The 25,205-nt window shown below is 60.9% G+C and carries 29 protein-coding genes; 11 read left to right on the top strand and 18 right to left on the bottom strand.

What is annotated here, in order from left to right; all coding sequences use genetic code 11:
• Nucleotide 1: 1 nt before the first annotated feature.
• The 4 genes from HF931_RS05120 (at nucleotide 2) to HF931_RS05135 (ending at nucleotide 1,456) form a co-directional block, all read left to right on the top strand.
• The gene (locus HF931_RS05120) at nucleotides 2-283 is read left to right on the top strand and encodes a DUF4164 family protein (protein WP_035547764.1); all 282 of its coding nucleotides are present in this window, start codon (nucleotides 2-4) and stop codon (nucleotides 281-283) included.
• Nucleotides 276-584, top strand: coding sequence for a cell division protein ZapA (locus tag HF931_RS05125; protein ID WP_273242189.1), 309 nt, complete (start codon nucleotides 276-278; stop codon nucleotides 582-584). The genes HF931_RS05120 and HF931_RS05125 overlap by 8 nt, the downstream gene beginning before the upstream one ends.
• 93 nt (nucleotides 585-677) lie before the next feature.
• Nucleotides 678-875 carry an HIG1 domain-containing protein gene (locus HF931_RS05130; protein WP_241764125.1) on the top strand — a complete coding sequence of 66 codons (198 nt, stop codon included), beginning with the start codon at nucleotides 678-680 and terminating at the stop codon, nucleotides 873-875.
• A gap of 8 nt (nucleotides 876-883) precedes the next feature.
• Nucleotides 884-1,456, top strand: a complete 573-nt coding sequence (locus tag HF931_RS05135) for a cob(I)yrinic acid a,c-diamide adenosyltransferase (RefSeq protein ID WP_273242191.1) — start codon at nucleotides 884-886, stop codon at nucleotides 1,454-1,456.
• Nucleotides 1,457-1,468: 12 nt separating this feature from the next.
• Here HF931_RS05135 and HF931_RS05140 read toward each other — a convergent pair whose 3' ends face one another.
• The 5 genes from HF931_RS05140 to argH are packed head-to-tail and all read right to left on the bottom strand — an operon-like array spanning nucleotide 1,469 to nucleotide 7,390.
• A complete protein-coding gene (locus tag HF931_RS05140) occupies nucleotides 1,469-4,219 on the bottom strand; it encodes a DUF4175 domain-containing protein (RefSeq protein ID WP_273242193.1) in 2,751 nt (916 codons plus the stop codon).
• Nucleotides 4,198-5,472: a diaminopimelate decarboxylase gene (gene lysA / locus HF931_RS05145; protein WP_273242195.1), complete on the bottom strand. Its 1,275-nt coding sequence runs from the start codon at nucleotides 5,470-5,472 to the stop codon at nucleotides 4,198-4,200. The genes HF931_RS05140 and lysA overlap by 22 nt, the downstream gene beginning before the upstream one ends.
• Nucleotides 5,473-5,475: 3 nt before the next feature.
• Nucleotides 5,476-5,739: a hypothetical protein gene (locus HF931_RS05150; RefSeq protein WP_035547746.1), complete on the bottom strand. Its 264-nt coding sequence runs from the start codon at nucleotides 5,737-5,739 to the stop codon at nucleotides 5,476-5,478.
• 10 nt (nucleotides 5,740-5,749) lie between these two features.
• The gene (lptM, locus tag HF931_RS05155; protein WP_035547744.1) at nucleotides 5,750-5,980 is read right to left on the bottom strand and encodes an LPS translocon maturation chaperone LptM; all 231 of its coding nucleotides are present in this window, start codon (nucleotides 5,978-5,980) and stop codon (nucleotides 5,750-5,752) included.
• 6 nt (nucleotides 5,981-5,986) lie between these two features.
• The gene (gene argH, locus HF931_RS05160) at nucleotides 5,987-7,390 is read right to left on the bottom strand and encodes an argininosuccinate lyase (RefSeq protein WP_276913149.1); all 1,404 of its coding nucleotides are present in this window, start codon (nucleotides 7,388-7,390) and stop codon (nucleotides 5,987-5,989) included.
• A gap of 33 nt (nucleotides 7,391-7,423) precedes the next feature.
• Here argH and HF931_RS05165 point away from each other — a divergent pair, with 33 nt between their 5' ends.
• Nucleotides 7,424-8,008: a TlpA family protein disulfide reductase gene (locus HF931_RS05165; protein WP_272981623.1), complete on the top strand. Its 585-nt coding sequence runs from the start codon at nucleotides 7,424-7,426 to the stop codon at nucleotides 8,006-8,008.
• Here HF931_RS05165 and HF931_RS05170 read toward each other — a convergent pair.
• The 3 genes from HF931_RS05170 to rpmE form a co-directional block, all read right to left on the bottom strand.
• The gene (locus tag HF931_RS05170; protein ID WP_273242200.1) at nucleotides 7,997-8,749 is read right to left on the bottom strand and encodes a hypothetical protein; all 753 of its coding nucleotides are present in this window, start codon (nucleotides 8,747-8,749) and stop codon (nucleotides 7,997-7,999) included. The two genes, HF931_RS05165 and HF931_RS05170, sit on opposite strands and share 12 nt — an antisense overlap.
• 66 nt (nucleotides 8,750-8,815) lie before the next feature.
• Entirely contained in the window at nucleotides 8,816-9,304 is a 489-nt protein-coding gene (locus HF931_RS05175; protein ID WP_273242202.1) for a thermonuclease family protein, read from the bottom strand.
• A 165-nt stretch (nucleotides 9,305-9,469) separates the two neighbouring features.
• The gene (rpmE, locus tag HF931_RS05180; protein ID WP_027838126.1) at nucleotides 9,470-9,688 is read right to left on the bottom strand and encodes a 50S ribosomal protein L31; all 219 of its coding nucleotides are present in this window, start codon (nucleotides 9,686-9,688) and stop codon (nucleotides 9,470-9,472) included.
• Nucleotides 9,689-9,847: 159 nt separating this feature from the next.
• Here rpmE and HF931_RS05185 point away from each other — a divergent pair, with 159 nt between their 5' ends.
• Entirely contained in the window at nucleotides 9,848-11,680 is a 1,833-nt protein-coding gene (locus HF931_RS05185; protein ID WP_273242203.1) for an ABC transporter transmembrane domain-containing protein, read from the top strand.
• Nucleotides 11,681-11,685: 5 nt separating this feature from the next.
• Here HF931_RS05185 and HF931_RS05190 read toward each other — a convergent pair whose 3' ends face one another.
• Nucleotides 11,686-11,844 carry a hypothetical protein gene (locus HF931_RS05190; RefSeq protein ID WP_164473909.1) on the bottom strand — a complete coding sequence of 53 codons (159 nt, stop codon included), beginning with the start codon at nucleotides 11,842-11,844 and terminating at the stop codon, nucleotides 11,686-11,688.
• A gap of 163 nt (nucleotides 11,845-12,007) precedes the next feature.
• Here HF931_RS05190 and HF931_RS05195 point away from each other — a divergent pair, with 163 nt between their 5' ends.
• Complete coding sequence (locus HF931_RS05195) at nucleotides 12,008-12,667, top strand: hypothetical protein (RefSeq protein ID WP_273242228.1); 660 nt, start codon at nucleotides 12,008-12,010, stop codon at nucleotides 12,665-12,667.
• Nucleotides 12,668-12,677: 10 nt separating this feature from the next.
• Here the strand turns inward: HF931_RS05195 and HF931_RS05200 are convergent, their stop codons facing one another.
• The 3 genes from HF931_RS05200 to efp all read right to left on the bottom strand — a co-directional run bounded on the left by HF931_RS05200 (nucleotide 12,678) and on the right by efp (nucleotide 15,663).
• Entirely contained in the window at nucleotides 12,678-14,171 is a 1,494-nt protein-coding gene (locus HF931_RS05200) for a flavin-containing monooxygenase (RefSeq protein WP_273242230.1), read from the bottom strand.
• A 98-nt stretch (nucleotides 14,172-14,269) separates the two neighbouring features.
• A complete protein-coding gene (locus tag HF931_RS05205; RefSeq protein ID WP_035547722.1) occupies nucleotides 14,270-15,088 on the bottom strand; it encodes an inositol monophosphatase family protein in 819 nt (272 codons plus the stop codon).
• Between the two features lie 8 nt (nucleotides 15,089-15,096).
• Complete coding sequence (efp, locus tag HF931_RS05210; protein WP_035547719.1) at nucleotides 15,097-15,663, bottom strand: elongation factor P; 567 nt, start codon at nucleotides 15,661-15,663, stop codon at nucleotides 15,097-15,099.
• A gap of 191 nt (nucleotides 15,664-15,854) precedes the next feature.
• Between efp and HF931_RS05215 the strand changes: the two genes are divergently transcribed.
• Nucleotides 15,855-16,181, top strand: a complete 327-nt coding sequence (locus HF931_RS05215; protein ID WP_162175933.1) for a DUF4282 domain-containing protein — start codon at nucleotides 15,855-15,857, stop codon at nucleotides 16,179-16,181.
• Here HF931_RS05215 and thiE read toward each other — a convergent pair.
• The 4 genes from thiE to gap all read right to left on the bottom strand — a co-directional run bounded on the left by thiE (nucleotide 16,178) and on the right by gap (nucleotide 20,468).
• Complete coding sequence (gene thiE / locus HF931_RS05220) at nucleotides 16,178-16,858, bottom strand: thiamine phosphate synthase (protein ID WP_273242233.1); 681 nt, start codon at nucleotides 16,856-16,858, stop codon at nucleotides 16,178-16,180. The genes HF931_RS05215 and thiE overlap by 4 nt on opposite strands.
• A gap of 117 nt (nucleotides 16,859-16,975) precedes the next feature.
• Nucleotides 16,976-17,869, bottom strand: a complete 894-nt coding sequence (locus tag HF931_RS05225; RefSeq protein WP_035547710.1) for a fructose bisphosphate aldolase — start codon at nucleotides 17,867-17,869, stop codon at nucleotides 16,976-16,978.
• Nucleotides 17,870-18,167: 298 nt separating this feature from the next.
• The gene (locus HF931_RS05230; protein ID WP_273242236.1) at nucleotides 18,168-19,364 is read right to left on the bottom strand and encodes a phosphoglycerate kinase; all 1,197 of its coding nucleotides are present in this window, start codon (nucleotides 19,362-19,364) and stop codon (nucleotides 18,168-18,170) included.
• A 96-nt stretch (nucleotides 19,365-19,460) separates the two neighbouring features.
• The gene (gap, locus tag HF931_RS05235) at nucleotides 19,461-20,468 is read right to left on the bottom strand and encodes a type I glyceraldehyde-3-phosphate dehydrogenase (protein WP_035547704.1); all 1,008 of its coding nucleotides are present in this window, start codon (nucleotides 20,466-20,468) and stop codon (nucleotides 19,461-19,463) included.
• A 181-nt stretch (nucleotides 20,469-20,649) separates the two neighbouring features.
• On the opposite strand from gap, the gene HF931_RS05240 reads away from it, so the two are divergent.
• Nucleotides 20,650-21,552, top strand: coding sequence for an aldo/keto reductase (locus HF931_RS05240; RefSeq protein ID WP_273242238.1), 903 nt, complete (start codon nucleotides 20,650-20,652; stop codon nucleotides 21,550-21,552).
• Nucleotides 21,549-22,478, top strand: a complete 930-nt coding sequence (locus HF931_RS05245) for a DMT family transporter (protein WP_035547699.1) — start codon at nucleotides 21,549-21,551, stop codon at nucleotides 22,476-22,478. The genes HF931_RS05240 and HF931_RS05245 overlap by 4 nt, the downstream gene beginning before the upstream one ends.
• 72 nt (nucleotides 22,479-22,550) lie before the next feature.
• On the opposite strand, the gene HF931_RS05250 is transcribed toward HF931_RS05245, so the two are convergent.
• Nucleotides 22,551-22,952 (bottom strand): hypothetical protein, encoded by a 402-nt coding sequence (locus HF931_RS05250; RefSeq protein WP_273242241.1) that lies wholly within the window; start codon nucleotides 22,950-22,952, stop codon nucleotides 22,551-22,553.
• 135 nt (nucleotides 22,953-23,087) lie between these two features.
• Between HF931_RS05250 and HF931_RS05255 the strand changes: the two genes are divergently transcribed.
• Complete coding sequence (locus HF931_RS05255) at nucleotides 23,088-23,903, top strand: UDP-2,3-diacylglucosamine diphosphatase (protein ID WP_051602412.1); 816 nt, start codon at nucleotides 23,088-23,090, stop codon at nucleotides 23,901-23,903.
• Between the two features lie 79 nt (nucleotides 23,904-23,982).
• Here the strand turns inward: HF931_RS05255 and HF931_RS05260 are convergent, their stop codons facing one another.
• Nucleotides 23,983-25,125 carry an acyltransferase family protein gene (locus HF931_RS05260; RefSeq protein WP_155841640.1) on the bottom strand — a complete coding sequence of 381 codons (1,143 nt, stop codon included), beginning with the start codon at nucleotides 25,123-25,125 and terminating at the stop codon, nucleotides 23,983-23,985.
• Between the last annotated feature and the right edge of the window lie 80 nt (nucleotides 25,126-25,205).

Consider the following 25,205-nt stretch of genomic DNA (forward strand, 5'->3'; position numbering starts at 1 on the left):
TATGAGTGAAATCGACCCTGCTATTCGCCAATTGGATGAGGCGCTCACACGATTCGAGTCGGCGCTCGACAGTTTGCTGGCGCGCGCGGGTGATCCGGATGTGATCAAGGCTGAACTCGCGGCCCTTGCGCGCGACCGGTCCGACCTTGCTGAACAGCTGGATGCGTCTTTGGCCAGAGAGCGGGAATTGCAGGCCCTCGCCGATGAGGCGAGCGCAGCGCTCGGCGCGGCAATCGAAGAGGTCAAATCTGCCATTGGACAACAGGGGCAGGGCGATGGCTAAAGCTGACATTCAATTGCGCGGCCGGTCGTATTCAATTGCCTGCGCGCCCGGACAGGAGAGCCGCATTGCAGCGCTCTCGAAACAGCTCGACACACGGGTCAAGCAGATTGAAGGCGCAGTTGGCGATATCGGCGAAGAACGCTTGCTGCTGATCACGGCGCTGGCATTGCTGGACGAACTGGACACTGCGAAACGAACCGGGCCGGGCACGGCATTCAGCGAGGCACGGGCGGCCGAAGCGCTCGTGAAGGCGGCCAGCCGCATCACATCCCTCGCTGAGCGGATGGAAACGGGTAAATGATCGCCGCGACGCTTTGCGCATGGCCTTCCAGTTGCTGCGCCCTATGCTCTGGTCTCTACGCTGCTTGAAAGGCTGCCCATGCAAACCGTTTTGATGACTGGATTTTATATCGCGCTGGTGGCGCTCCTTGTTGTGCTGGGCCTTGGCATTGCGAACATTGCCCGTTCTGACGACAAGCAGGCGAGCCGATCCAATAAATTGATGCGCTTGCGTATTCTGGTGCAGGCTGTGGTGATCGTCATTCTTGTGGCGCTGGGCGTTACTGTCGGCGCGATCAAGATCGGTTTCTAGAGGCGCCAATGGTCAAGCTCGACAAGATCTACACGCGCTCAGGCGACAAGGGTAAGACCCGCTTGTCCACGGGTGAGCCGGTCGACAAATGGCATCCCCGCGTTGTCGCCTACGGAACGGTGGACGAAACCAATGCGGCGCTCGGTGTCGCGGCGTTGAAAGCAGATGGCGACATGCTGACGGCCATCCGCCGTATCCAGAACGATCTGTTTGACCTCGGGGCAGACCTTGCCACACCGGACAGGGGCAAGCCTCTGGAATGGACCCCTTTGCGCATCATGGAAAGCCAGGTTCAGCGCCTGGAGACAGAAATCGACGCGATGAATGAAGCGCTCACGCCGCTCGACAGTTTCATTCTGCCGGGGGGCAGTGAACTGGCCGCCTACCTCCATGTGGCCCGCACCCTTTGCCGCCGCGCAGAGCGGGAGGTTGCTGAACTCCACGCGATGGAAGACGAGATCGTCAGCGCTGAAGCTCTGGCTTACATCAATCGGCTGTCTGACTGGATTTTTGTTGCGGGGCGCGTCGCCAATAATAATGGTGCGAACGATGTCAAATGGGTGCCGGGCGCGAACCGCTAGCTCGCGGGCGCTCTAGAACCGATCCAGCAAGCGTCGCAGATATTCGCGCTCTTCGGGATCGTCGGACTGATTGTAACGCTCTCGCAGTTCTTCGAGAATGTCCTTGGCGCGTTGGCGTTCGGTCGCATCCGGAACATTGACTTCTTCGCCATTATTGCCGGGTCCGCCGGTCGCACGGCCGAACGGGTCGCTTTGCTGAGAGTCCTGTCCGCGGCGTTCCCGTTCCAGCGCATCGAGACTCGCGGCCATGTCCCGCGCGATCTCCGACAGCGTGTTAGTGGCCCTTTCCTGATTGCGCGCGGCACTGCGCTCATCGCCGCGTTCAAGCGCGTTTTCCGCCAATCTCTGGGCGCGTCGAATGTCTTCCAGCGCTTCGGGGTCCACGAGGCCGGCGAGGGCATCTTCGCCGCTGCCGGTTTCCCCGAGGCCGTGCTCGCGGGCGAATTCTTCAACCATACGACCAAGGCGGGCTTGCCGCTCAGCAAGAGTTTCGGATTGTCCGGGGCCTGACCCTTCGCCTTCATTGCCTTCGGCAAATTCGCCGCCACCCGATCCAGGGCGTTCGCCATTCTCATTCCCGCCGCCTTGTGGGGCTTCCGTCTGGCCGCTCTGACCTTCGCCACCACCAGCTTGTCCTGTGTCCTGACCTTGTTGGGATCCAGACTGCTGGCCTGGCTGTTGCCCGCCCTGTTCCTGGCCGGATTGCCCGGGTCGTTCGCCGCGCTCCTGGGCGAGTGTATCGTCGCTTAGTTGGCGCTGTTCCCGCAGGATTTCGGACAGGCGACGCATGGCATCCGTCAGTTCCTGTTCTTCCTGGGGTAGGTCGTCTTCTTCGCCATCTGCCTGTTGTCCCGGCATGCCGGGCATTCCTCCGGAGCCGGATTGACCGCGTTGGAATTCCAGATTCTGCAGCATGTTTGTGATGTCAGACAGAAGCTGGCGCGCCTGATCCGTTGCGCCTGTCTCTGTCAAATCCTGAAGCGCATTCAGCATGTCTTCGAAATCCTGACCGCCAAGGTTCGGCCCGCTGGCCATGGCTTCCTGATCGGATTGCATCTGCGGCTGCTCGTCTCCATTGGCGATGGCTTCCGCCATCTTTGCAGCGAGGTATTCGTTCGCCGCATCCCGGAAGGCTTCCATGCGCTGCTTGATTTCATCCTCAGACGCCCCGTCGCGCAAGGCTTGCTCAAGTGCGCGCCGCGCTGCTTCCAGTCGGCGCAGGGCATCGGCGGCGCTGCCATACTCTGACTTGAGGGCCAGCGCCCAGAGCAGGGGGTCAACTTGTTCGGCTTCTGCCTTCGTGCCCGCAGCCTGCAGAATACCCTTCGCAGTGCGGAATGTGAGGTAGACACCCTGGTCTGGAATGTAGCGTTCGCCTTTGTAGGTCATCGCATCCAGCATCAGCGCAGCCTTCTGGATATCTGGCGGGGCCGTGTCCAGACGGTTTGCAGCGGTCACATTGAGCGCATCCTGCTGCAGCGCGGTCTCGTTTCGTGACAATTCTTCATAGTCTCTCGGTTCTCTCAGAACCGTGACACGGACTTCCTGAGCCACGCGGGCGATAGGATCGAGGAACAGTTTTTCAGGCAACGTGAAATCCAGCGGCTCGCTGAGCCCGGTCTGGCCCGCGCCGTCTGTCGCGACCAATTGCATCTCTACAGGCAGCCCCGCCCAGCGATGCCGCGTCAGGTCCAGTTGGGTGATGTCTTCTGCCGAAGTCGGTGCCACTCCGGGCAGCGGAACGGGCATGTAATCTGCTTCGTCAGGCGCAGCGGGATTCGGTGTTTGCAAGCTGATCTTGAGTTCGAGGGAATCCACGCCATAGTCATCCGTGACCGACCAGGCGATCTCCGTTCGATCCAGCCGTCCCCGTTCGGGCGCCTTCACAAAGGTTGCAATCGGGGCGTCATCTGGTGACGTCAGCAGGCGCCAGGCCGCGCGTTCCCCCCACCAGCGGACCGACAGGCGGGTATCTTCCATGATTCGTGCACGCGCTTCGAACGCCCCATCCGGTGTGGGCGCGAATGTCTGCTTGAGCGTCTTCTCGCCCTTCAGGATGAGTTTCGGCGCGCTGTGTGCATCCGTGCGGAGGGTGACTTCAGACCCCTCCGGTACACGCACATTCTGCAGGCCAGGTGTCAGGAAGATCGGCGCGCGCCCGGTATGGTCGGGCGGGGTAATCCACGCTTCGACCACCATATTGTCCGCGCCAACAAGGGCGCCATAGTCCGGAAAGAGAGCCCTTTGCAGGCGGGATGCTGCATCATTGCCTGCCAGAACTGTCAGAAGGATCAGAGCTGCGGGCAGGGCGGCGCGCATCCAGTAAGGATCGAGCCGTCCCCACTCACGCGCCAGTGACGGCAAGCGCAGGCGGGATACTTCTTCCAGCAGTCTCGCGCGATGTTTCTGCCAAAGCCCCTGGGAGTCACGATGCGTCGCTGCGGGCCGATCTGTCAGCGAAGAGACAGCTCGCAGGTCGGATTGCCGGTCCAGAACACGCGCGGCATCTTCCCGGCTGACCGGTGTGAAACGGCGCCCGCCCTGCAGGATAAAGAATACCGATCCGACGAGGAAGATAAGTGTAGCGATCGCCGCAAGCGACGCCGTCATCCGGTCGATGAGGCCCGCCAGCGCGATCGCCAGAAAAATCGCGGCAAAAGTCAGGAAAGGCCAGAAGGCCTTGAAAAAGGCATAGACCGTCAGCTTCCGCCGTGTCGCGGAAACCTTGGCATTGAGTGCCTTCATGCCTTTTGCGTCAGCCAATCGGGAACCTTTTCAAGGGCGATCATTTCTTCAAATTCCGGACGGCGGCGAACCACATCAAAGGATGACCCGTTCACCAGAACTTCCGGAACCAGCGGCCTTGCATTGTAGGTCGAAGACAGCACAGCGCCATAGGCACCTGCAGACATGAACGCGATCCGCTGGCCGGGGCGGAGCGCTGTCAGTTCACGCGCCTTGGCAAACTTGTCCGTCGACTCGCAAATCGGCCCGACCACATCATAGGTCTTGCGCTCTGCACCCGCGCCAGCTTGCTTGATGGGCAGGATGTCGTGATGCGCATCGTACAGCGCCGGGCGCATCAGATCGTTCATGCCGGCATCGATGATCAGGAAATCCGTCTCAGGTGCGGCTTTCTCATAGAGAACCGTGCTCAGCATCACCCCGGCATTGCCCGTGATCACACGGCCCGGCTCCAGAATGACCTGAACGCCAAGGTCCTGCGTCACGTCCGCGATCATGGCGGCATAGTCGGATGGGGGCGCCGGGGCGTCGTCTTCCTTGTAAGGAATCCCAAGGCCACCCCCCAGATCGATACGGCTGATTTCGTGCCCCGCGTCTCGCAGACGCTTGGTCAGGCCGACAACTTTCTCGAATGCGGCGCGCATCGGGACGAGATCACCAATCTGGCTGCCGATATGCACGTCCACACCGACTACCTTGATACCGGGCAAGGTTGCCGCCTCGGCGTAGAGGTCTTCGGCGTCGCTCCACGGCACACCGAACTTGTCGCCCTTCTTGCCGGTCGAAATATTGGGGTGGCCACCCGCTGCAACGTCTGGATTGACCCGGATGGCAACGGGCGCGTCCGTGCCCAGCATCGTGGCAACTTCTGACAGGCGGCGCAGTTCTGCGGCGCTTTCGACATTGAACTGGTGAATCCCGGCTTGTAGCGCCAGACGCATCTCTTCGGCGGTCTTGCCAACACCTGAAAACACGATCCGGTCCGCCGGAATGCCAGCACGCATCGCGCGCTGCAGCTCGCCGCCGCTGACGACATCGGCGCCACACCCTTCCTGCGCCAGAGTCGAGAGGACGCCCAGATTGCCGTTCGACTTTACCGAATAGGCAATCAGGCAGTTCTGTCCTTCAAAGGCGGAGGCAATCACGCGTGCGTGGCGGACCAGGGTTGCAGATGAATAGACATAACAGGGCGTACCGACTTCATCGGCGATCTGCTCAAGGTTCACACCTTCGCAGTGAAGGCAGCCATCCTGATAGGTAAAGTGATGCATAAATTATTCGATCTCACCGAGAGCGCCATTGTCGATAGGCGTTGTGGGTTTGGCATCCGGGACGATGCCGCCCCACTGGTTGACGACCGGTCCTTCCGGTTCTGCTGTGTCGAGGGCCGTTGCCACCGTTACCGGTTCAACAGGCTCAGCCGGGGCAACAGCTTCCACGACCAGGGTTTCCGGTTGGCTCTGGCAGGCAGCGGCGAGGCACATGGCGACCAGACCGGCGCCCCAGCGCGCGGTCTTTACAGGTTTGGAAAACGTCATGGAAAACTCCTTACGCGCCGCCGAGCAATTCATCGTCAGCGTCCGGGGCTGCGTCTTCGTCTTCCCGGTCTGGCAGGTCAGGAAGATTGGTCTGGTTCTGGTTTGGCAATTCTGCAGGCTCCAGGTCTCCGCTCGGCTCGCCCCAGAGCGGATCGGGACGCTTCAGGTCTCCGGTCAGCCCACAGGCGGCCAGATTGGCAGACGCCAGAACGGCGGCGACAAATAGAAGAGGGCGTTTCATCAATGACTACTCCAGTCGAAGTCTCTGTTTCCACTGTGCCACTTGTTCGGCGACGCGAACAGGGCTTGTAGCGCCATAAGATGTCCGAGATGAGGCAGACGCCTCAACGGTCAGCACGCCGAAGACGGCATCAGTAATTCCACCATGCACGGCCTGCATCTCTGCCAGAGACAAATCGGCCAGATCGCAGCCCTTTTCCTCTGCTTTCGCAACGAGCGTTCCGGTGACGTGATGGGCATCCCGGAAGGGCAGGCCAAGCTCCCGCACCAGCCAGTCTGCCAGATCGGTGGCTGTGGAGAATCCCTTGGTGGCAGCGGCGCGCATATTCTCGGGCTTGAAGCCGATCGTATCGATCATGCCGGTCATCGCCTGAATGCAGAGATTGTAGGTGTCAAAGGCTTCGAAGGTCAGACGCTTGTCGTCCTGAAGGTCCTTTGCATAGGCCAGCGGCAGCGCTTTCACTGCGCCCTGCAGCGCCGCGTAGAGCCCGGTGATCAGGCTTGCTTTCGCGCGGATCAGTTCGGCGGCATCCGGGTTGCGCTTCTGCGGCATGATGGAGGAGCCGGTCGACCACGCGTCCGTCAGCTGGGCAAAGCCGAATTGCGCACTCGTCCAGAGCACGATCTCTTCTGCCAGGCGCGAAAGGTGGGTCGCCGCGATGGAGAGGGCTGCGAGCGCCTCCAGCGCGAAATCACGGGCCGAAACCGCGTCCAGCGAATTTGCCATTGGGCGTGCAAAGCCGAGCGCATCGGCGGTCATGTCACGATCAATCGGGAAGCCTGTACCCGCGAGCGCGGCGGATCCAAGCGGGCACTCATTCAGGCGCTCCGCACAATCCAGCAGGCGGGAGCGGTCACGTTCCAGCATTTCGACATAGGCCAGCAAATGATGGCCCAGCGTGACAGGCTGCGCGGTCTGAAGGTGGGTGAAGCCCGGCATGATCGTTTCAGTGTGCTCACCCGCACGCTTCACCAGTGCAGCCTGCAGGCCAGCCACGAGCAGACTCGCTTCGTCCAGCGCGCCGCGTGTCCACAGGCGAAAGTCCGTGACGACCTGATCATTGCGCGAGCGCGCCGTGTGAAGTCGACCGGCTGGCTCCCCGATCAGTTCCTTGAGGCGCGCTTCCACGTTCATGTGGATATCTTCGAGCTCTCGGCGGAAGGGGAAGGTTCCGGCTTTCAGCTCTTCAGTGATCGCATCGAGCCCGCCCTGAATGGCTTCATTGTCCTCAGCCGAAATAATGCCCATTTCGGCCAGCATGTCAGCGTGTGCCCGGCTGCCTGCAATATCTTCGGATGCCATCCGCCGATCAATATCCAGGGAGGCGTTGATGTCTTCCATGATGTCGGATGGGGTCGCGGCAAAGCGTCCGCCCCACATTGTCTGGCCTTTGCCTGTCGTCACTGCCATATCCTTCGAACTTGAATTGGAGACCCGTGCCCCATGACCCGTCTGGCCTATATCGCCCTCTTCTTGGTGGGCCTGATCGCAATTGTCTATGCGCTGATGAGCGCAGGGAGCGGAAAAGCTCCAGATAACCGGCTGGAAGCCTTCGCGCGAGGGGAAATCGAGAAGCTGGACTTCTCAAAGGCCGGAACGCCCGCCGCCTCGTCGCCCTTCTACCGGCAAGACGGCACTCCGGTAACCCTGCAGGCCTATCAGGGCAAGGTCGTGCTGGTGAATTTCTGGGCCACCTGGTGCGCACCCTGCGAAAAGGAGATGCCCTCGTTGGGCGCATTGCAGACAGCGCGTGGCGGCGACCGGTTTGAAGTCGTGGCGATCAGTGTCGATTCCGAGGAGGACCGGGACTATGCCGCGCAGAGGCTCGGGGAACTGGGCGCGAGCAACATCACCTTCCACATTGCGACGCCGGAGCAGTATGAAATCGTCTATGATAGCGGCGCTCAGGGATTCCCGACGACGATCCTGTACGATGAAGCTGGTCTCGAGATTGCCCGGCTGGCTGGCGATGCCGACTGGAGTTCGATAGAGGCGGTCGGGTTTATTGATGCCCTTCTAAAGGATTGAGGCCGCAAGGCGCGCGCGGGCGACCTGCGTGCCGATGGCAGGCTCCGGCGCAACGGCGTCGGCGTCTACCGGGCCTTCATCAGGCCACATCCGCACCAATATCTCCAGTTCCAGCAGGAGATCATCTCCGTCTTCGATCTGGCGGGCGATGTCACGGGCGATGACCGCGTAGCCATATGACGCCTGATAGGCAAGGGGGCGCTCAATGGCGGCGTCTAACACGCCAGTGGCGTAGGAGTCAGAGCACTGTTCCAGCAGGAACAGGATCTGATCCAGCGGCCTTGTGCCGGTTTCAGCGATCACGTCCAGAATGTGGGCTTCCGCTTCTGACGGATCAGCGCTTGTTTCAGTTCCGCCTGTGGGGTCTGTCGGAAAATCGTCAAACGCTGCGGGTTCAAACCCAAATGCTTCAAAACCGGCGCGTTCTGTCGCTGTGCCATCAGTCGTCAGGCGGCCGAAATGCGATGTGGCAGCTTCGCGGTCGCCAGCACGATATAGCGCGGCCCCGGCTGCAACGTGACCTGACAAGACGAGAACACGCTTTTCCGCCGGCAACACACGAATGCCGGCAGGCGTCCTGATTTCATCCAGACCAAGCGGGCGATCCGTGACGACGGGCGCCTTCGTCTCTGCACTCGGCATTTTCTGAGTCTGCGGGGGCGGGGGATCCAGCGCGTCGCACGCCGCAAGTCCGGACAGGATCAGCGGCGCAATCGCCAGGCGCAAATTGAACATCGGCATCAATTCCTCATGGCTTCCTGGGCAAGCCTAGGCAGTGTTCACTCGAGGGGCAAGCTGAGCGAAGGCTTACGGGCTCAACGGGGCGGTATTGGATGCGGGACGCCGGGGCGCACACCAGTCCGGCTTTGGGGCACCGCCATCATAATCCCAAACCTGGTGCGTGCCTTCGGCCACCAAGCGTGCAGCGAGGTCTTCGCCATTGATGCTGAGATCGACCACCTGCCGCTTGTACCGGTCCGGCCCGTAGTCACGCGTCACCTTGATATCCGCGTCGCGCGTCAGTTCGAGCACTTTCTCCTTGGCGATATAGCCAAGCTCACGCTCGGACTCGCACTCTGCGCCGCCAATCTGTTTCAGGCTTCGGGTTTCTGGTGCGTCCACGCCATGCAGGCGGAATTTGGTGCCATCCGGAAGGCGCCCGGAATCACCATCTGACCAATAGACCAGGCCGTCCTGATCAATCGTGGCCTGTGCTGCCAGGGCAACCGCTCCGGTCAGTCCGGCGAGAATCGTCACGGAATACAAGAGGGATTTGACCTGACCGCCGCGCAGCATGCTTTGTGCCTCCTTGGAATTGGAGGGCACGCTCGCTTGGACGGGTTAAGTGGTGGTTAATCCGCCGGTCCTGCCGCGACATTCAGATATGGTGGGATCAACAGAAAAGCCCCGGCCAAAAGGCCGGGGCTTTCCACTGTACGCATCATGCGAAGCGAAGGACGCTTACATGAAGCCTTTGAACTTGTCTTTGAAGCGCGACACGCGGCCACCGCGGTCCAGCATCTTGCCGTCGCCGCCGGTCCATGCCGGGTGCGATTTGGAGTCGATATCCAGAACAAGGCGGTCGCCTTCGCTGCCATAGGTGGAGCGTGTCTGGTATTCGGTGCCATCGGTCATCACCACGGTGATGAAGTGATAGTCGGGATGACCTTCTTTTTTCATGGCCTTCGCCTCTCTTGAACTCTAATGACAACCGCGCTCGGCCGTGTTCGGGTGCGCGGGCTTGTCTCAGCCTGTTTTCGAAGTGGCGCGTGTAACTGAAACAGGACGCCTCTGCAAGTGGTTGCTGGCAGGGAATCTGAAAGGAACTATAGACACCCAATGGCCGATACTGACAGCTCCCTTGTAGACGATCGTCGTGCAACGCAGCCGGAGGGTGGCGAGGCCGTCCATCGTCCCAAGGCGAAGTCCCTGAAGCCGCTCGCCTTGCTGCTGCCCTACGTGGCGCGTCACTGGGTGACGGTCACGGTTGCGCTGATCTTCCTGGTCGTTGCTGCGGCTGTCAGCCTTGCCATTCCCTTGCTTCTGGGCAGCGCTGCTGATGCCGGAAGTGCGGCGCAGGGAAATGCCGAGGAATTGCTGTCGCTGGTCGACCGCGCATTTCTCTGGGTGGCGCTGGCGGCAATCCTGTCTGGCGTGCTTGGCGCTGTCCGGTTTTATTTCGTCTCGCGTTTCGGCGAGCGGATCGCCGCTGACCTGCGCAAGGATCTCTACGCCCACCTTCTGAAGCTGTCCCCGCGCTATCATTCCCAGATGCGGTCGGGGGAGGCGGTCTCACGCCTGACGGCAGACATTACCCTGATAGAGACATTTCTCGGGTCATCGGCCTCTCTGGCGACACGCACCCTGCTGACGACAATCGGCGCACTGACCATGATGCTGGTCGTGAACTGGAAACTGGGGCTGACCCTTCTGGCCATGCTGCCGATTGCGGTGCTGCCCGTGATGGCGATTGGCCGCGTCATTCGAACCATGTCGAACCGGGCGCAATCGCGGCTGGCAGATGCTGGGGCAGAGGCCGCCGAAGCGCTTGATGCCATTGAATTGGTGCAGGCCTATAACCGGGAACAGAGCCGCCTTGGCGCTTTCACCGAGGCGGTCGAAGCAACGTTCGAGGCCGCTATGCGGCGGATCGGGGCGCGCTCCATCATGATCGTGCTGGTGTCGGTGCTGTTGTTTGGCGGCTTTGTGGGTGTGTTGTGGCTTGGTGCGCGCGCCGTTGCGACGGGGGAGATGAGCTTTGGCGATCTCGCCTCCATGGTGTTGTACGCGCTTTATGCCGGTTCAGGCTTCGGAATGCTTGCGGAAGTCTATGGCGAGGTGATGCGCGCTGCGGGTGCGGCGGACCGCGCGGCAGAGGTTCTGAACGCCGAACCCGAGATTACTGCGCCAGAGCATCCGGTGGCCCTGCCTGCGACGGTGACTGGCGCGTTGGAGTTTGATGACGTCACCTTCCGCTATGGGGATGAGACCGTATCGGCGCTGGAGCATTTCTCGCTGTCTGTGAAACCCGGCGAGTTTGTTGCCCTGGTCGGCCCCAGTGGTGCGGGCAAGACAACCGTCTTCCGTCTCGCGCTTCGCCTGTTCGATGTTCAGTCAGGCCGAATTGTTCTGGACGGCGTGTCCGCGATGCAGGCGGATCCGCGCGACTGGCGACAGCAATTTGCCTATGCCCCGCAGGAGTCTGCCTTGTTCACAGGTACGGCGGCGCAGAATATCGGCTTCGGGACCGATAATCCCGACGAGGCGCTGCTGGAAAATGCCGCGCGCATGGCGGAAGCGTTCGAGTTCCTCGCCGAGAAGGATGGCCTCGCGACAGATCTCGGCCAGAAGGGGCGGAGCCTGTCTGGTGGTCAGCGCCAGCGGGTTGCCCTCGCGCGCGCGCTCGTGCGTGACGCGCCGGTCCTGTTGCTGGACGAGGCGACCTCCGCGCTCGATTCCGAAAGTGAGGCAGCGGTGCGCCGCGCGATCTCCAATGCCGCTGAGGGCCGGACGACGCTCGTCATTGCGCACCGCCTGTCGACCGTGCGCCGGGCGGACCGGATCATCGTGATGGAGCATGGTCGCATCGTGGAAGAGGGCAATCATGACCAACTCGTCACCAAAGGGGGGCTCTATGCCCGCCTCGCCGAGTTGCAATTTGCAGAAGGCTGATCCGCCTATTTCTTGCGGAGTTTCTTGACCTTGCCGTCAATCGTGAACGCAAAGGCAAGTGATAGGACAAGGGGCACCCAGATCGGCAGCTCCCCGAGGCCCGGCGTTTCCAATGCCTCTGCCAGATGATCGTCTACACACCACCACAATAGCCAAAGCCACATAGTTCCAGTTCCTTCATCAAGCCCCTACGCGGCGGATGATATCGGCTGGCCATGACGTGTCCATTGAAAGATGGAGCAATCTGCGCCACCCTCGAAAGGTATATCAATGAGGGCGCCTCTGATTGGCTGCTGCTTCTCTGGACCGGATTTGGGGTGAAACCGCATGATACATTGGCTGCTCGTGGCTCACATTATCGTGGTGGGATATTGGCTGGGCTCAGAATTGGTCATCAATTCCTCTTTCCGGTTCGCCACCCGAGACGTTGCTTCTCCGCTCGAGGCGCGAGACCGGATGCTGCAGCATGTGATGAATACGGATCAGCACGTCCGGTTTGCGCTGGTGCTTCAGGCCTCCCTCGGAACCATTCTTCTGGCCGCGTATGGCTGGGTCCCCGGCGGCCAGACATTGATGATCGCCGCCGCTGTGCTTGGCGTGTTCTGGCTTGGCTTCGTCGAATACATTCACCGCGTGCGGCACTCGGCAGTAGGGGCCCGGCTCGCTGCACTCGACCGTGGATCGCGCTATGTGCTGATGGGCGTTCTGCTGCTGATGTCGATCGGTGTGATCGGAGGGGATTGGCCAATTCCACTTTGGCTTCGATTCAAGTTCGCGGCGTTCGCCGGTGTGATCGCGACTGGCGTTCTGGTGCGGCTACAGCTTATCCGTTTCTTCCGGGTCTGGGGCGAAATGAAAACGGATGGCGTGACCGACGCGCGCAATGCGCGCGTCCGCGCTCTGGAAAATCAGGCAAGCTTCCTGATCGTCATGATATGGGTATTCATCGCCATCATCGTGGCCTTGAGCCTGTTCAAGCCTGTCTGATTGGCCAGCCCTATTCGGCGGCCTGCAAGGCTGGCTGAACGTCCGCTTCTTCTGCGGGGGTAAAGCTCAGCACGCCATCATCAAGTTTCCCGAATCGCAGATTCATCAGGTCAGCGCTGTAGCTCTGATTCAACTTCCAGGGCTTCTCTGTATGCTGGCGAGGGAACTGGTCCATGACGCGCTGGAAATAGCCTGACGAGAAATCCACGAACGGTTCTGTCTGGTTCGGATAATGATCCAGCTTCGGCATCGCCGAGCCATACCCGTGCTGGTCCATGTAATTCAGCAGGCGACAGACATATTCAGACGTCAGATCGGCTTTCAGTGTCCATGAAGCGTTCGTGTAGCCGAACGTACACGCCAGGTTCGGCATGTTGGACAGCATGACGCCCTTGTAGTTCAGCATGCGACCGGGATCGCGCTTTTCGCCATCGATGGAGACTTCGACCCCGTTCAGGAATTGCAGCTGAAGCCCCGTCGCGGTCACCACGATGTCCGCGTCCAGTTCCTTGCCGGATTTCAGCTTGATTCCCGTCTTGGTGAACGTCTCGATATGGTCAGTTTCGACGCTGGCCTTGCCGGATTTCAGCGCATTGAACAGGTCTGAATCCGGCACAAGGCAAAGCCGCTGCTCCCACGGATTGTAGGCGGGATTGAAATGCGTCTCGACCGGATAATCGGGGCCAAGTTCTTCCTTCACCATGCCGACCAGGCGGTCCCGAGCCTTGTCCGGATTTGCGCGCGTCTGCCTGAAAAAGAATTGCTGCAACAGGACATTCCGCCAGCGGATGAAGGAATAAGCCCAGCTATCGGGCAGAATCTTGCGCAGGAAGTTTGCGAACTTGTCCACGGCCGGGCGCGACACGACGTAGGTGGGCGAGCGCTGCAGCATGGTGACGTGCGCTGCCTTGTCGGTCATCGCGGGCACCAGCGTCATCGCCGTTGCGCCAGAGCCGATGATCACGACTTTCTTGCCGGAATAGTCCAGATCCTCCGGCCAGTGCTGGGGATGGATGAACTGGCCCTCATAGGTGGCTTCCCCCGGGAAGTCCGGACGATATCCCTCATCATAGCGATAATAGCCGCCGCACATGAACAGGAACCGGCAGGTCGTGACGTCCCGCGCGCCAAGGTCATCCTCATGCGTCACATGCCAGAGTTGCTCCTCACTCGACCAGTTCGCGGCCACGATCTTCGTATTGAAACGAATGTGGGGTGTGATGCCGTATTCATCGGCCGTGTCTTCAACATATTTCCGGATGGACGGGCCGTCTGCGATCGCCTTGGCTTCGGTCCAGGGTTTGAAATTGTACCCCAGCGTGTGCATGTCACTGTCCGAACGGATGCCCGGATAACGGAACAGGTCCCAGGTTCCGCCAATTGCGTTGCGCTGCTCGAAGATCTGATAGCCCAGGCCGGGGCATTTCTTTCCCAGATGAACCGCTGCGCCAATGCCGGAGAGACCGGCCCCGATGATCAGAACGTCCGTATCGGAGTGTGTCATGACTGTTTCCTGCCCGTTTTTCAGCCCATAAGGCCAAAAAATGACGCAGGTGTCACGGAGTTTCTGACCCTTGCGGGGGGCGACCCTACGGAAGGGGCCTAGTCTGCCTTGCGGGCAAATGCAGCGGCGTGGCGCAATTGCTTTTCGATCAGCGGGTGCAGGTCTTCATTCGCTGCGAGCAGGGATCCGGTCTGCATCACATCACCGCCATCAATCTCTGTGATCGTGCCGCCAGCTTCCCGAACTAGCACGATTCCGGCCGCAATGTCCCAGGGCTGCAGGCCGCGTTCCCAGAAACCATCGAACCGGCCAGCGGCAACATAGGCCAGGTCCAGCGCCGCCGACCCATAGCGACGAATACCGGCGCAGGCTGGGGTCATGGCCAGCATCTCGCGGGCGAAATGCGTGTGTTTCTCTTCGGCCTTGCCATGCCAGGGCGTTCCGGTGGCGACGACCGCTTCATGCAGCTTGGTCCGAGCGGCAACGCGCAGCTTGCGGTTCTCCAGCCAGGCACCGCGACCGGTTTCGGCCCAGAAGATCTCATTCTTGGCGACATCATAGACGACGCCTGTCAGCAGCTTGCCCTCACGTTCCAGCGCGATGGAAACGGCATAGTGCGGTTGCCCGTGCAGGAAGTTCAGCGTGCCGTCGAGCGGGTCAACGATGAATTTGTTGGACTTGTCCGTGCCCTCGACAATGCCCCGTTCTTCCATGACGAAGCCATAGCCTGGCCGCGCCTTGGTGAGGGAATTGTAGATGATCTCTTCGGCGCGATGATCTGCGTTCGAGACGAAATCAGCCGGGCCCTTCTTTGAGACCTGCAGGTTTTCGACTTCGCCGAAATCACGCGCGAGGGAGCGACCCGCTGCGCGAGCGGCTGCGATCATTACGGTGCCGACGGGGGAGGGCTTGGACATGTCTGACCTTAGTCTGCGCGGCGGAGATAAGTGGAATCGGCGGTCTGGACGACGATTTTCTCGCCGGTGCCGACAAAGGGCGGAACCATGATGCGGACACCGCCGGTGCAGCTGGCTGGCTTGAAGCTGTTTGCAGCAGTCTGGCCCTTCACGACCGGCTCGGTTTCCTCGACTTCGAGGATGACCTGCTCGGGCAGGGACACGCCAATCGGCTTCTCGCCATAGAACTCGATCTCGACAACCATGCCGTCCTGCAGGAAAGCGCCCTGATCACCGATGAAATCCCGCGGGATCATGATCTGCTCGAAATTCTCCTGATCCATGAAGGTGAAGGAGTCATCGTCTGCGAACAGGAATTGGTGGTCTTTCTGCTCCAGGCGGACCTTCTCGACGGTCTCGGATGAGCGGAAGCGAACATTGGATTTGGAGCCGTTCAACAGGTTGCGCAGCTCGACCTGATTGAATGCGCCGCCCTTGCCTGGCTTGACTGAAGCCGTCTTCAGGGCGCGCCAGACGCTGCCGTCATGCTCGATGACGTTGCCCGGCTTGATTTCGTTGCCATTGATCTTGACCATGGGAGGCGTGTCCTTTTGAAGGTTTGGCGGGGGCGTAAGCCCTAGGCTGGAAACGGTCAAGCCGGGGTGTGTTAATGCGCCTGCCAAGCGGGCTGGGCAACAAATCCGGCCCTCCTTGCCCCGACCTCTATTCACAGATGGCTGCAATCGTGAGCAGAATGCCATTTCCACTGGAATATGGGGGACACAAAATGATTCAACGCCTGCTTACTTTTGACAAGCTGATCGGCACGACGCTGATTAAGATACTCTACTATATCGGCCTCGTGGGGATTGGGCTTTACGCCATCATCATGCTTTTGACGGGGCTCGGTGTCATGGTCAGCCAGAGCTTCCTCGGCGGCATAGGTATCGTCATCGCGGCGATCATCGGTGGCGCGATCAGCCTGCTGTTCTGGCGCTTCATGTGCGAACTCTACATGCTGTTCTTCCGCATCAGCGACGATGTCCGCGAACTCAAGGAAATGAAGTCCGGCCCGACGCCGCCTGCGGCAAGCCCGGCTTCGTCAGACTTCTAGTTTGCGGATGGATCCAGTCGATCCAGCAATGCATTGAACTCTGCCACCGCGGCCGGAGCACCGGCCGGGTGGTTCCACACGCCGGAGGACACGGCGAGGAAGTCTGCGCCGGCCATGACAAGCGGCTCGGCGTTCTCGACGGTAATTCCGCCAATCGCGACGCAGGGCACTTCCATGCTTTCCTGCCAGATCTCCAGCAGGTCTGGCGACGCCTCCACCGTGTCATCTTTCGTGCCGGTGGCGAAGAACGCGCCAAACGCGACATAGTCCGCGCCGGCTTCGCTGGCCTGCATGGCCGCGTGGCGGGAATTCTTGGCGGTGGCGCCGACGATCATGTCCTTGCCGACGATCTCCCGCGCCGTTTTCACCGGCACATCGTCCAGGCCAACATGCACGCCGTCCGCGCCGAGTTCCACGGCGAGCTGAGGGCTGTCATTGATCAGTACGGCAGCGCCATATGCCTGTGCCATAGCCGTCACGGCAGCGCTGACCTCGCGGGTCGCGGCTTCGTCGATTTCTCCGGCCTCGGTCTTCAGGCGAAGCTGAAGACAGGCCACATCGCCCGCCGAGAGGGCAGTTTCCAGCAGGGCGGCAAAGCCATCCACATCCTCAATGCGGGGAGGGGTGATCAGGTAAAGCCGCGTACGCGGGCGGACATAGTCTTCAGGTGTGCTCATGGCGCGCGCTATAGCGCAGCGGACAATCTGCTGAAAGTCCTCAGACTCGGTGATGTGGCGGCCAAATGAAAAAGGCGGCCCCGCAGAGCCGCCTTCTCATCAAGCTGTCTGCAGCGATCAGCCCGCTGCGGAGGCTGCGCAGATATTGTCGATTGTGGCGGCCAGCGTCGTGTTGAAATCCTCGTCGCTCTGCTGGGCCGAGAGGCCTTCGGTCAGGGCGCGGGAGAAGCTGGCGATCATGCCGGTGTTCTGGGAAAGCTTGTCACATGCGTCGGTGCGGGAATACCCACCGGACAGGGCAACAACGCGCATCACACGCGGATGCTCGACCAGTGATTTGTATTGGTTCGCCTTGGTCGGCAGGGACAGTTTCAGCATCACCTGCTTGTCTTCACCGAGCGCGTCGAGCTGTTTGGTGATCTCTGCCAGAAGGATGTCTTCGGCTTCAGCCTTGTCAGAGATGGTGATCGTGACTTCCGGCTCGATGATCGGCATCAGGCCGTGGCCCAGGATCTGGCGGCCCACGTCAAATTGCTGCGCAACGATGGCGGCAATGCCTTCCGGGTTGGCCGCATGGATGACGGAGCGCATCTTGGTGCCGAAGATGCCCTTTGAGACAGCGCGCTCCAGCAGGCTGTCGAGGTCTGGCATCGGCTTCATCAGTTGAACGCCATTCGCCTCGTCGGCGAGGCCCTTGTCGACCTTCAGGAAGGGGACGACCTGATGTTCGTTCCAGAGATATTCAGCGGTCGGCGTTCCGTCGACTTCACCATCCATCGTGCGTTCGAAGAGGATCGCGCCGATGACTTTCTCGCCATTGAAAGCAGGCGCCTTGATGATGCGGGCGCGCATGTCATGGATCAGCGAGAACATCTCTTCATCATTGGAATAGGCGTCTTCGTTGACACCATACAGCCGCAGCGCCTTGGGCGTGGAACCGCCGGATTGGTCGAGTGCTGCGATGAAGCCATTTTTCTCGGCAATCTGCCGGGCCATTTGTGGATTGGTCATAGGAATAACGGGGCGTCCCTTGCATGCGTGAAGTTTGCAAACTTTGCATTCAAGTACCGTGCCTGTCAGACGGGTCAACAGGGCTACCTATCTGGAAAATCCCGCACGGCAGATCGCCTGAATCGTAATCACTACAGGCGATCTGGGGAAGTATCAGGGCGAAATCCGTGCAGGATTAACGGGCTCGGCCGCGCAATCAGGCTGCATAAAAATTTTTCTGATGCCCTGCAGCACTTTCTGGGAACGTTGTCATTTGAAAGGCCCCGCGCGATATGCCGCAGGGCTGTCTCAAAAAGGATCAGGCCTTGAGCGCTTCGACGCCGGGCAGGGCCTTGCCTTCCATCCATTCGAGGAAGGCGCCACCGGCTGTGGAGACGAAGGTGAAGTCGCTTGCGGCGTCTGCATGGTTGAGCGCGGCGACGGTGTCTCCGCCCCCGGCAACAGCAACCAGCTTGCCGTCCTTGGCGCGAATGCCTGCAGCCTGGGCGGCGGCTACCGTGGCCTTGTCGAACGGGGTCAGTTCGAACGCGCCGAGCGGGCCGTTCCAGACCAGAGTCTTCGAGGCGCCCATTGCGGCGACCAGCTTGGCGACGGTTTTCACGCCCGCGTCGAGGATCATCTCGTCCTCGGCAACGTCATCGACGGCGCAGGTGCGGTTCTCGGCATGGGCCTTGAAGTCCTTCGCCACGACGACATCGACCGGCAGGAGGATCTCGCATTTGTTTTGCGCGGCCACCTGCATGATCTCTCGTGCGGTGTCGGCGAGGTCATGCTCGCACAGGGACTTGCCGACGCTGATGCCTTGCGCGGCCAGGAAGGTGTTGGCCATGCCGCCGCCGATGGCGAGCGAGTCCACCTTGGTGACGAGGTTTTTCAGCAAGTCGATCTTGGAGGAGACCTTTGCGCCGCCAACCACGGCGAGGACCGGGCGCTCCGGCGTGCCGAGGGCCTTGTCCAGCGCGTCCAGCTCGGCTTCCATGTTCACGCCGGCATAGGCCGGCAGGAGCGAGGCCAGAACGGCCGTCGAGACGTGCTTGCGGTGAGCGGCGGAAAAGGCGTCGTTGACGTAGATATCGCCCAGCTCAGCGATCTCTTTTGCCAGTTCGGGATCGCCTTTTTCCTCACCGGCATAATAGCGGGTGTTTTCCAGCAGGATCACGCCAGCCGGTTCGAGCTTCTCGATGGCGGCCTTTACATGATCGCCCTTGCAGTCGGCGATGAAGCTGACATTTGAGCCGAGCACCTTGCCGAACGCGCCTGCCACGGGGGCAAGGCTCATCTCTGCCACGCGCTCACCCTTCGGGCGTCCGAAATGCGCCAGCAGGGCCACTTTCGCGCCTTGGGTCCGCAGGGTCTGGACTGTATCCACCGCGGCGCGCAGGCGAGTGTCATCCGTTACGAGGCCGTTTTCCATCGGCACGTTGAAGTCGACCCGGACGAGGGCAGTCTTGCCGGTCAGGTCACCGGCATCGGCAAGGCGTTTGAAGCTGGACATGAGGATATCTCCAATAGGCCCGGCCATGCGGGCGCAATGCGGTGGGGATGGAAAAAGAGCGCCTCCCGGCCAGGAAGCGCTCTTGGAAGAGGGGTGCTAGATCAGCTTTGACATGGCGAGCGCCGTATCGCTCATCCGGGTCGCAAAGCCCCACTCATTGTCATACCAGGACAGGACGCGAACCATCGTGCCTTCGATGACCTGTGTCTGGTCGAGCGCGAAGGTGGAGGAGTGCGGATCGTGGTTGAAGTCTGCAGAGACCAGCGGCTTGTCGGTATAGCCGAGCACGCCTTTCATCTCGCCATCGGCGGCGGCCTTGATTGCGGTGTTGATCTCTTCAACCGTGGTCGGCTTGCCGGCGTCAAAGACGAGGTCGATCATGGAAACGTTCGGTGTCGGGACGCGAACGGCGGAACCGTCAAGCTTGCCCTTCAGTTCCGGCAGGACGAGGCCGACAGCCTTGGCAGCGCCGGTCGAGGTCGGGATCATGGACATGGCAGCCGCGCGGCCGCGGTAGAGATCCTTGTGCATGCGGTCCAGCGTGGGCTGGTCGCCCGTGTAGGAGTGGACCGTGGTCATGTAGCCGCGCTTGATGCCGACCGTATCGTTCAGGACCTTGGCGACCGGTGACAGGCAGTTCGTGGTGCAGGACGCGTTGGAGACAACGAGATCATCCTTGGTCAGCGTGGAATGGTTCACGCCGTAGACGATGGTCTTGTCGGCATTGGTGGCCGGGGCGGAAACCAGCACGCGCTTGGCGCCAGCCTTCAGGTGGGCGGAGGCTTTTTCCTTGTCTGCAAAGATGCCGGTACATTCCATCGCGATGTCGATGTCCAGTTCGGCGTGCGGCAGGTCAGCGGGGTCGCGAACGGCGGTGCAGAGGAATTTGCGGTCGCCAACGATGATCGTGTCACCGTCCACTTCGACCGTTTGGTTCAACCGGCCATGAATGGAATCGTACTGAAGCAGGTGGGCATTGGTGGCCACTGGGCCGAGATCGTTGATCGCGACGACTTCGATATCCTTGCGATCATGCTCGATGATCGAACGCAGGACGAGGCGGCCAATGCGGCCAAAACCATTGATTGCAACACGAATGGCCATGAAAAATCTCCTTTGGAGCGGCAGGCTTTAAATCTGCTGGCCCTTTACGACGACTACGCAATTTCGTCCACCCGCTCGCCATGCGGCCTCGCGCCGCTCACCCCTGATTGCGCTAACAGTTATCGGGCGTGGACTTGCCCTCGCCGGGCCCGTATTGCGGAAGTCTTCAGGGAGTGAGCGCATGCGGCAAACGCAGATCGGATCGAGCGGACTTGAAGCCGGCAGTCTGGGCTTTGGGTGCTGGCGTTTTCTGGGACACGAATTGTCCCATGCCGAGACGCTGATCGAGACGGCACTCGATCTGGGCATGACGCTGATTGATACGGCGGACATTTACGGTTTCGGCGATGCCGGGTTCGGCGCGGCAGAGGCGCTGCTGGGCGAGGTGCTGGCAGCAGACCCTGCGCGGCGCGCCCGGATGGTGCTGGCCAGCAAGGGCGGGATCATTCCGCCTGTGCCCTACAATTCCAGCCGGGCCTATCTGATCGAAGCCTGCGAAGCCTCGCTGACGCGGCTGGGCGTTGAGCGGATTGATCTGTACCAGATCCACCGCCCGGACCTGCTGACCCCGTGGGAGGAAGTGGCCGGAGCGCTGGACACTCTGATTGCGGACGGAAAGATCGGCTATGCCGGCGTGTCCAATTTCACGGTGGCGCAGACCCGCGCGCTGCAGGCGCATCTGGGCGCGCGCATTGTCAGCACCCAGCCGGAATTCTCGGCCCTGCATCTGCAGCCGCTGGAAGATGGCACGCTGGACTGGTGCCAGGAAACCGGGGCAACGCCGATTGTCTGGTCGCCGCTGGCCGGGGGCAGGCTGGGCGAGGGATACACGCCGCAGGCGGATGACCCCGGCCGCCTGGCCGAATTGCATGAGACGCTGGACCGGCTGGCCGCCCTGTATGATGCGCAGCGCAGCGATGTGGCGCTGGCCTTCCTGCTGAAGCATCCTGCCAGGCCGATTGTTCTGTTGGGCACGCAGCGCCCGGAGCGATTGCGGGCGGCGCGCAATGCGCTGGCCATCCCGCTGACGCGCCAGCAATGGTATTCCATCCTCGAAACTTCTCGCGGCGAACCCATGCCATGAGCCAGCAATTGCCCACTGGCCGGTCGGCATCCGACTGGGCGCTGTTTGCGCTGCTGACCCTGTTCTGGGCCGGGGCCTATGCCCTGACGCGCGTGGCGGTCGACAAGGGCAATCCGGACGCAGGCCTGCCGGTTGGCTGGGTGTTGCCGGGGCGCCTGACCATCGGCGCGGCATTGCTGTGGATCGTCATGCTGGCGCGCGGGCAGAAACTGCCATCCTTCCGGGACAAGCCACGCTGGATCGCCATCATTGGCATGGGGCTGGCCGGGTCTGTCTTTCCCTTCTTCCTGATCACCACGGCGCAAGAGACGGTGAATTCCAGCCTTGCGGCGCTCTATACCGCGGCGGTGCCTATCTTTGTGGTCAGTGGCGCAACTTTTCTGTTTGCGGATGAACGCATGACGCGCGGTACGGCGGTGGGCGTGCTGGCCGGGTTTGCGGGCGTGGCGGTGTTGTTCGGGCCGGACGCGATGAAGGGGCTGGGCAATGCGAGCGTGGTGGCGCAGCTTCTGTTGATCCTGGCAACGATGAATTATGCGGCGGCCAGCCTGATGGCGCGGGGCGCGCCGAAGATCGAGGCCATTCCCTTTGCCACCGGCTTTGTCACGCTGGCGGCGATCGTGTCATGGCCTCTGGTCTTCACGGTGGACCCGTCCGACGTGAATGCGGACTGGACCCATTGGGCGGGCGTTGTGGGCCTTGGCGTCATCCCGACCGCGATTGCGCAGGCGCTCTACATGTTCCTGATTGCGCGGACCAGCGCGACGTTCCTCTCATTGACCGGCTATGCCATTCCGGTGGTCAGCGCCGTGCTCGGATGGATCTTTTTCCGGGAGACCCAGAGTTGGCATGCGCTGATCGCTTTCGCATTGATCCTTGGCGGGGTCTGGCTCGCCCGGCGTGGCGGCGGCGTGAAAACCGGATAGGCAGCTGCACATGCGACGCCCGTGAAGGCGCTTCGTTTCTGGAAATCGAGTTTTCTTTTGTAAGGAGACCGGTCAGGTGTCTGGGGGTGGCAGAGTGCAGCCCGCAATAGGGGCGCAGGCCGCGGGCGCGACAGGCGCAAGGAAGGCGTTCGCTTCCGGGGCCCCGCCTTCGATGGGGTGCGCGGACAGGAGGGATGCGCCGTCCAGCGCTGCTGCAAAAGCCTTTGACGGCGTCCAGTTCAGCATGTCCTGCTGTTTCTTGCGGGCAAGCGCTGCCTGATGCTCGGCCTTCGTGTCGCCGATCTCGACGAGGAAGACCTGTCCGGTGCGGGTCAATCCATAGAGAAAATTCGCGTCCGCGCCCTTCACCATGCGCACATGGAGGCGCAAGAGGATCAGTTGCAGCCAGATCCAGAACCGGCGGGATTCCATATCCGGCGGCAGATTCTGGGGCGGGGCAAACAGGTGATCCATGCGCGCAGTATAGCTCCGTTCCCGGAGGGGGAGGACAAACTAATCTCTGATCGCTGTTTTCGTTGCGGTTTTGTGACGAAATTAGGGGGATTGCTGTCATAAAACTCATACCGAACTGGCTTATGGGCCGTTCCCATGACCCGTCCAGACAAACGCCCGGATTATCGCTCGATCTTCATTTCGGATGTCCACCTCGGCAGCGCCGGGTGTCAGGCCGATGCGCTGTGCGCCTTCATGAAGACGCATACGTCAGAGCAGCTCTATCTGGTGGGCGACATCATTGATGGCTGGCGCATGCGGAAGAAATGGTACTGGCCGCAATCGCATACCAATGTCATCCGCCGTATCCTGACGGCCGCCAAGCGTGGCACGGATGTGACCTATATCATCGGCAATCATGACGAGTTCCTGCGGGCTTTCCTGCAGTTTCGCCTGGCCTTTGGCGAGATCAAGGTGAAGAACCGCGCGGTGCATGAGGGCGAGGATGGCAAGCGCTATCTCGTTGTACACGGCGACATGTTTGACGGCATGATGCGGGCCGACCGCAAATGGATCATGCATCTGGGCGATCACGCCTACAATTTCCTGCTTTGGGCGAACACGAAGCTGAACGCGATCCGCCGTCGGCTCGGCATGCCGTACTGGTCTCTCTCGCAGGCGCTGAAGAAGCGGACCAAGCGCGCGCTGAACCATATCCACAATTTCGAGGGGCATGTGGCGGACTATTGCCGCCGCAAGGAATTCGATGGCGCGATCTGTGGCCATATCCATGTCGCCGAAATGCGCGAGATTGACGGCATTACCTACATGAATGATGGCGACTGGGTGGAAAGCTGCACCGCCCTTGTCGAGCATCATGACGGCCGCTGGGAATTGCTGCACTTCCAGCCGCACGCCGTGAAGGATGACGTGCCGAGCGTGAACGAGGCCCGTATCGCAGTTGTGGCATAGGTGGCTTTCCTGCCCTGTGTAGCAGGGGAGGATATGAGCATGTCCATATCACCAGACCGACAACCCGACAGTCTGTGTTTCAGCCCAGAAACGGCTTCAGTCCGGAGCTGAGGCGATGGCGGGCGCGTAGCTGGCCGAGTAGCCAGAGCAGCATGCCCGAGGCGAGGAAGGCGAGGATTACTGTAATGGTAACGCGCAGGCCCAATGCGCTGTCCGGCAGGCCGATCCGTTTCAGCAGGATATTCGTCATGTGTCGCACGGGTTCGTGCACGCAGTAGAGTGGGAAAGACAGTGTGCCGAGGCCGTCACAAACTGCGGTCAGCCAGCTGCGCCCCGGCGTGACGCGCGCTCCCACCAGGATCAGCAGAGGGCAGAGCATTCCGATGGCCACGAATTGATAGACGCCCTTGGCGTAAAAGGGGCACATCAGGACACAGAGCGTCGCCGCGAACAGGCCAAGCGTTGGCAGTGGTCCGGCAAGGCGCGGCAGGTGCGTCTCGATCCAGTCATCCAGACGCCTGAGCAGGCGATAGATGATGATGCCCATCAGGAAGCCGGAAAACACCCGGGGGAAGCCGAAGAAAAACGTCGCATGATTCCAGCCGACATTGGCCGTCAACGCGGTTCCGGTCATGCGGGACAAGGCGAGACAGCAGAACAGGTAGAGGGAGAAGGCGGCAAGGGCCGCACCGACCAGCCGCCAACGTGGAATGCGCGCAATCCAGATGAAGGCCAGGCTGGCGACAAGTTCGTAGAAAATGGACCAGAGCGGCGGATTGGATGGAAACAGGATCAGGGAATCGCTGGCGGGTATCTGATAGTCGGACAGGGCCGGCACGAAAGCGAAATGGCCCATATGCGTAAGGGCAAAGTCCAACGGACTGAAATCCCGTCCTGTTTCCAGCATCACGATCAGCGCGGCAATGGCACCCAGCACCACGCCCCCCGCCACGGTGGGAGCGAGGCGCGATATGCGCTTGTTGGCAAATACGCCCGCCGGCATGCCGCCGAGTATGGCCGTGGCATAGGCGTGATAGATGACAAAGCCGCTCAGGATGAAGAAAAGGTCCACAGCGATATAGCTGTTCATGAACAGGCGGGACTGGGACGCGCCAACATAGTGATACAGCATCACAACGATTGCTGCGATGCCGCGCATGCCGTCCAGGGCATGAAACCGCTGCACGGATGAGAGAGCCGGGTTTGCGGCGGTTCCTGACACGATATTGTCCCCACTTCTGAGCGAGGATGTTTAGGTTAACAGAAAATGAACGGCAAGGTTTAAATCCCGGAATAAAAACA

The organism is Hyphomonas atlantica corrig., assembly GCF_017795365.1.
Classification (GTDB): Bacteria; Pseudomonadota; Alphaproteobacteria; order Caulobacterales; family Hyphomonadaceae; genus Hyphomonas; species Hyphomonas atlantica.

Excerpts from the sequence above, each read along its gene's own strand:
- HF931_RS05120 (WP_035547764.1), top strand. The coding sequence starts at position 2 with ATGAGTGAAATCGACCCTGCTATTCGCCAATTGGATGAGGCGCTCACA.
- HF931_RS05125 (WP_273242189.1), top strand. The coding sequence starts at position 276 with ATGGCTAAAGCTGACATTCAATTGCGCGGCCGGTCGTATTCAATTGCC.
- HF931_RS05130 (WP_241764125.1), top strand. The coding sequence starts at position 678 with ATGACTGGATTTTATATCGCGCTGGTGGCGCTCCTTGTTGTGCTGGGC.
- HF931_RS05135 (WP_273242191.1), top strand. The coding sequence starts at position 884 with ATGGTCAAGCTCGACAAGATCTACACGCGCTCAGGCGACAAGGGTAAG.
- lysA (WP_273242195.1), bottom strand. The coding sequence starts at position 5,472 with ATGCATCACTTTACCTATCAGGATGGCTGCCTTCACTGCGAAGGTGTG.
- HF931_RS05150 (WP_035547746.1), bottom strand. The coding sequence starts at position 5,739 with ATGACGTTTTCCAAACCTGTAAAGACCGCGCGCTGGGGCGCCGGTCTG.
- lptM (WP_035547744.1), bottom strand. The coding sequence starts at position 5,980 with ATGAAACGCCCTCTTCTATTTGTCGCCGCCGTTCTGGCGTCTGCCAAT.
- argH (WP_276913149.1), bottom strand. The coding sequence starts at position 7,390 with ATGGCAGTGACGACAGGCAAAGGCCAGACAATGTGGGGCGGACGCTTT.
- HF931_RS05165 (WP_272981623.1), top strand. The coding sequence starts at position 7,424 with ATGACCCGTCTGGCCTATATCGCCCTCTTCTTGGTGGGCCTGATCGCA.
- HF931_RS05170 (WP_273242200.1), bottom strand. The coding sequence starts at position 8,749 with ATGCCGATGTTCAATTTGCGCCTGGCGATTGCGCCGCTGATCCTGTCC.
- HF931_RS05175 (WP_273242202.1), bottom strand. The coding sequence starts at position 9,304 with ATGCTGCGCGGCGGTCAGGTCAAATCCCTCTTGTATTCCGTGACGATT.
- rpmE (WP_027838126.1), bottom strand. The coding sequence starts at position 9,688 with ATGAAAAAAGAAGGTCATCCCGACTATCACTTCATCACCGTGGTGATG.
- HF931_RS05185 (WP_273242203.1), top strand. The coding sequence starts at position 9,848 with ATGGCCGATACTGACAGCTCCCTTGTAGACGATCGTCGTGCAACGCAG.
- HF931_RS05190 (WP_164473909.1), bottom strand. The coding sequence starts at position 11,844 with ATGTGGCTTTGGCTATTGTGGTGGTGTGTAGACGATCATCTGGCAGAG.
- HF931_RS05195 (WP_273242228.1), top strand. The coding sequence starts at position 12,008 with ATGATACATTGGCTGCTCGTGGCTCACATTATCGTGGTGGGATATTGG.
- HF931_RS05200 (WP_273242230.1), bottom strand. The coding sequence starts at position 14,171 with ATGACACACTCCGATACGGACGTTCTGATCATCGGGGCCGGTCTCTCC.
- HF931_RS05205 (WP_035547722.1), bottom strand. The coding sequence starts at position 15,088 with ATGTCCAAGCCCTCCCCCGTCGGCACCGTAATGATCGCAGCCGCTCGC.
- efp (WP_035547719.1), bottom strand. The coding sequence starts at position 15,663 with ATGGTCAAGATCAATGGCAACGAAATCAAGCCGGGCAACGTCATCGAG.
- HF931_RS05215 (WP_162175933.1), top strand. The coding sequence starts at position 15,855 with ATGATTCAACGCCTGCTTACTTTTGACAAGCTGATCGGCACGACGCTG.
- thiE (WP_273242233.1), bottom strand. The coding sequence starts at position 16,858 with ATGAGCACACCTGAAGACTATGTCCGCCCGCGTACGCGGCTTTACCTG.
- HF931_RS05225 (WP_035547710.1), bottom strand. The coding sequence starts at position 17,869 with ATGACCAATCCACAAATGGCCCGGCAGATTGCCGAGAAAAATGGCTTC.
- HF931_RS05230 (WP_273242236.1), bottom strand. The coding sequence starts at position 19,364 with ATGTCCAGCTTCAAACGCCTTGCCGATGCCGGTGACCTGACCGGCAAG.
- gap (WP_035547704.1), bottom strand. The coding sequence starts at position 20,468 with ATGGCCATTCGTGTTGCAATCAATGGTTTTGGCCGCATTGGCCGCCTC.
- HF931_RS05240 (WP_273242238.1), top strand. The coding sequence starts at position 20,650 with ATGCGGCAAACGCAGATCGGATCGAGCGGACTTGAAGCCGGCAGTCTG.
- HF931_RS05245 (WP_035547699.1), top strand. The coding sequence starts at position 21,549 with ATGAGCCAGCAATTGCCCACTGGCCGGTCGGCATCCGACTGGGCGCTG.
- HF931_RS05250 (WP_273242241.1), bottom strand. The coding sequence starts at position 22,952 with ATGGATCACCTGTTTGCCCCGCCCCAGAATCTGCCGCCGGATATGGAA.
- HF931_RS05255 (WP_051602412.1), top strand. The coding sequence starts at position 23,088 with ATGACCCGTCCAGACAAACGCCCGGATTATCGCTCGATCTTCATTTCG.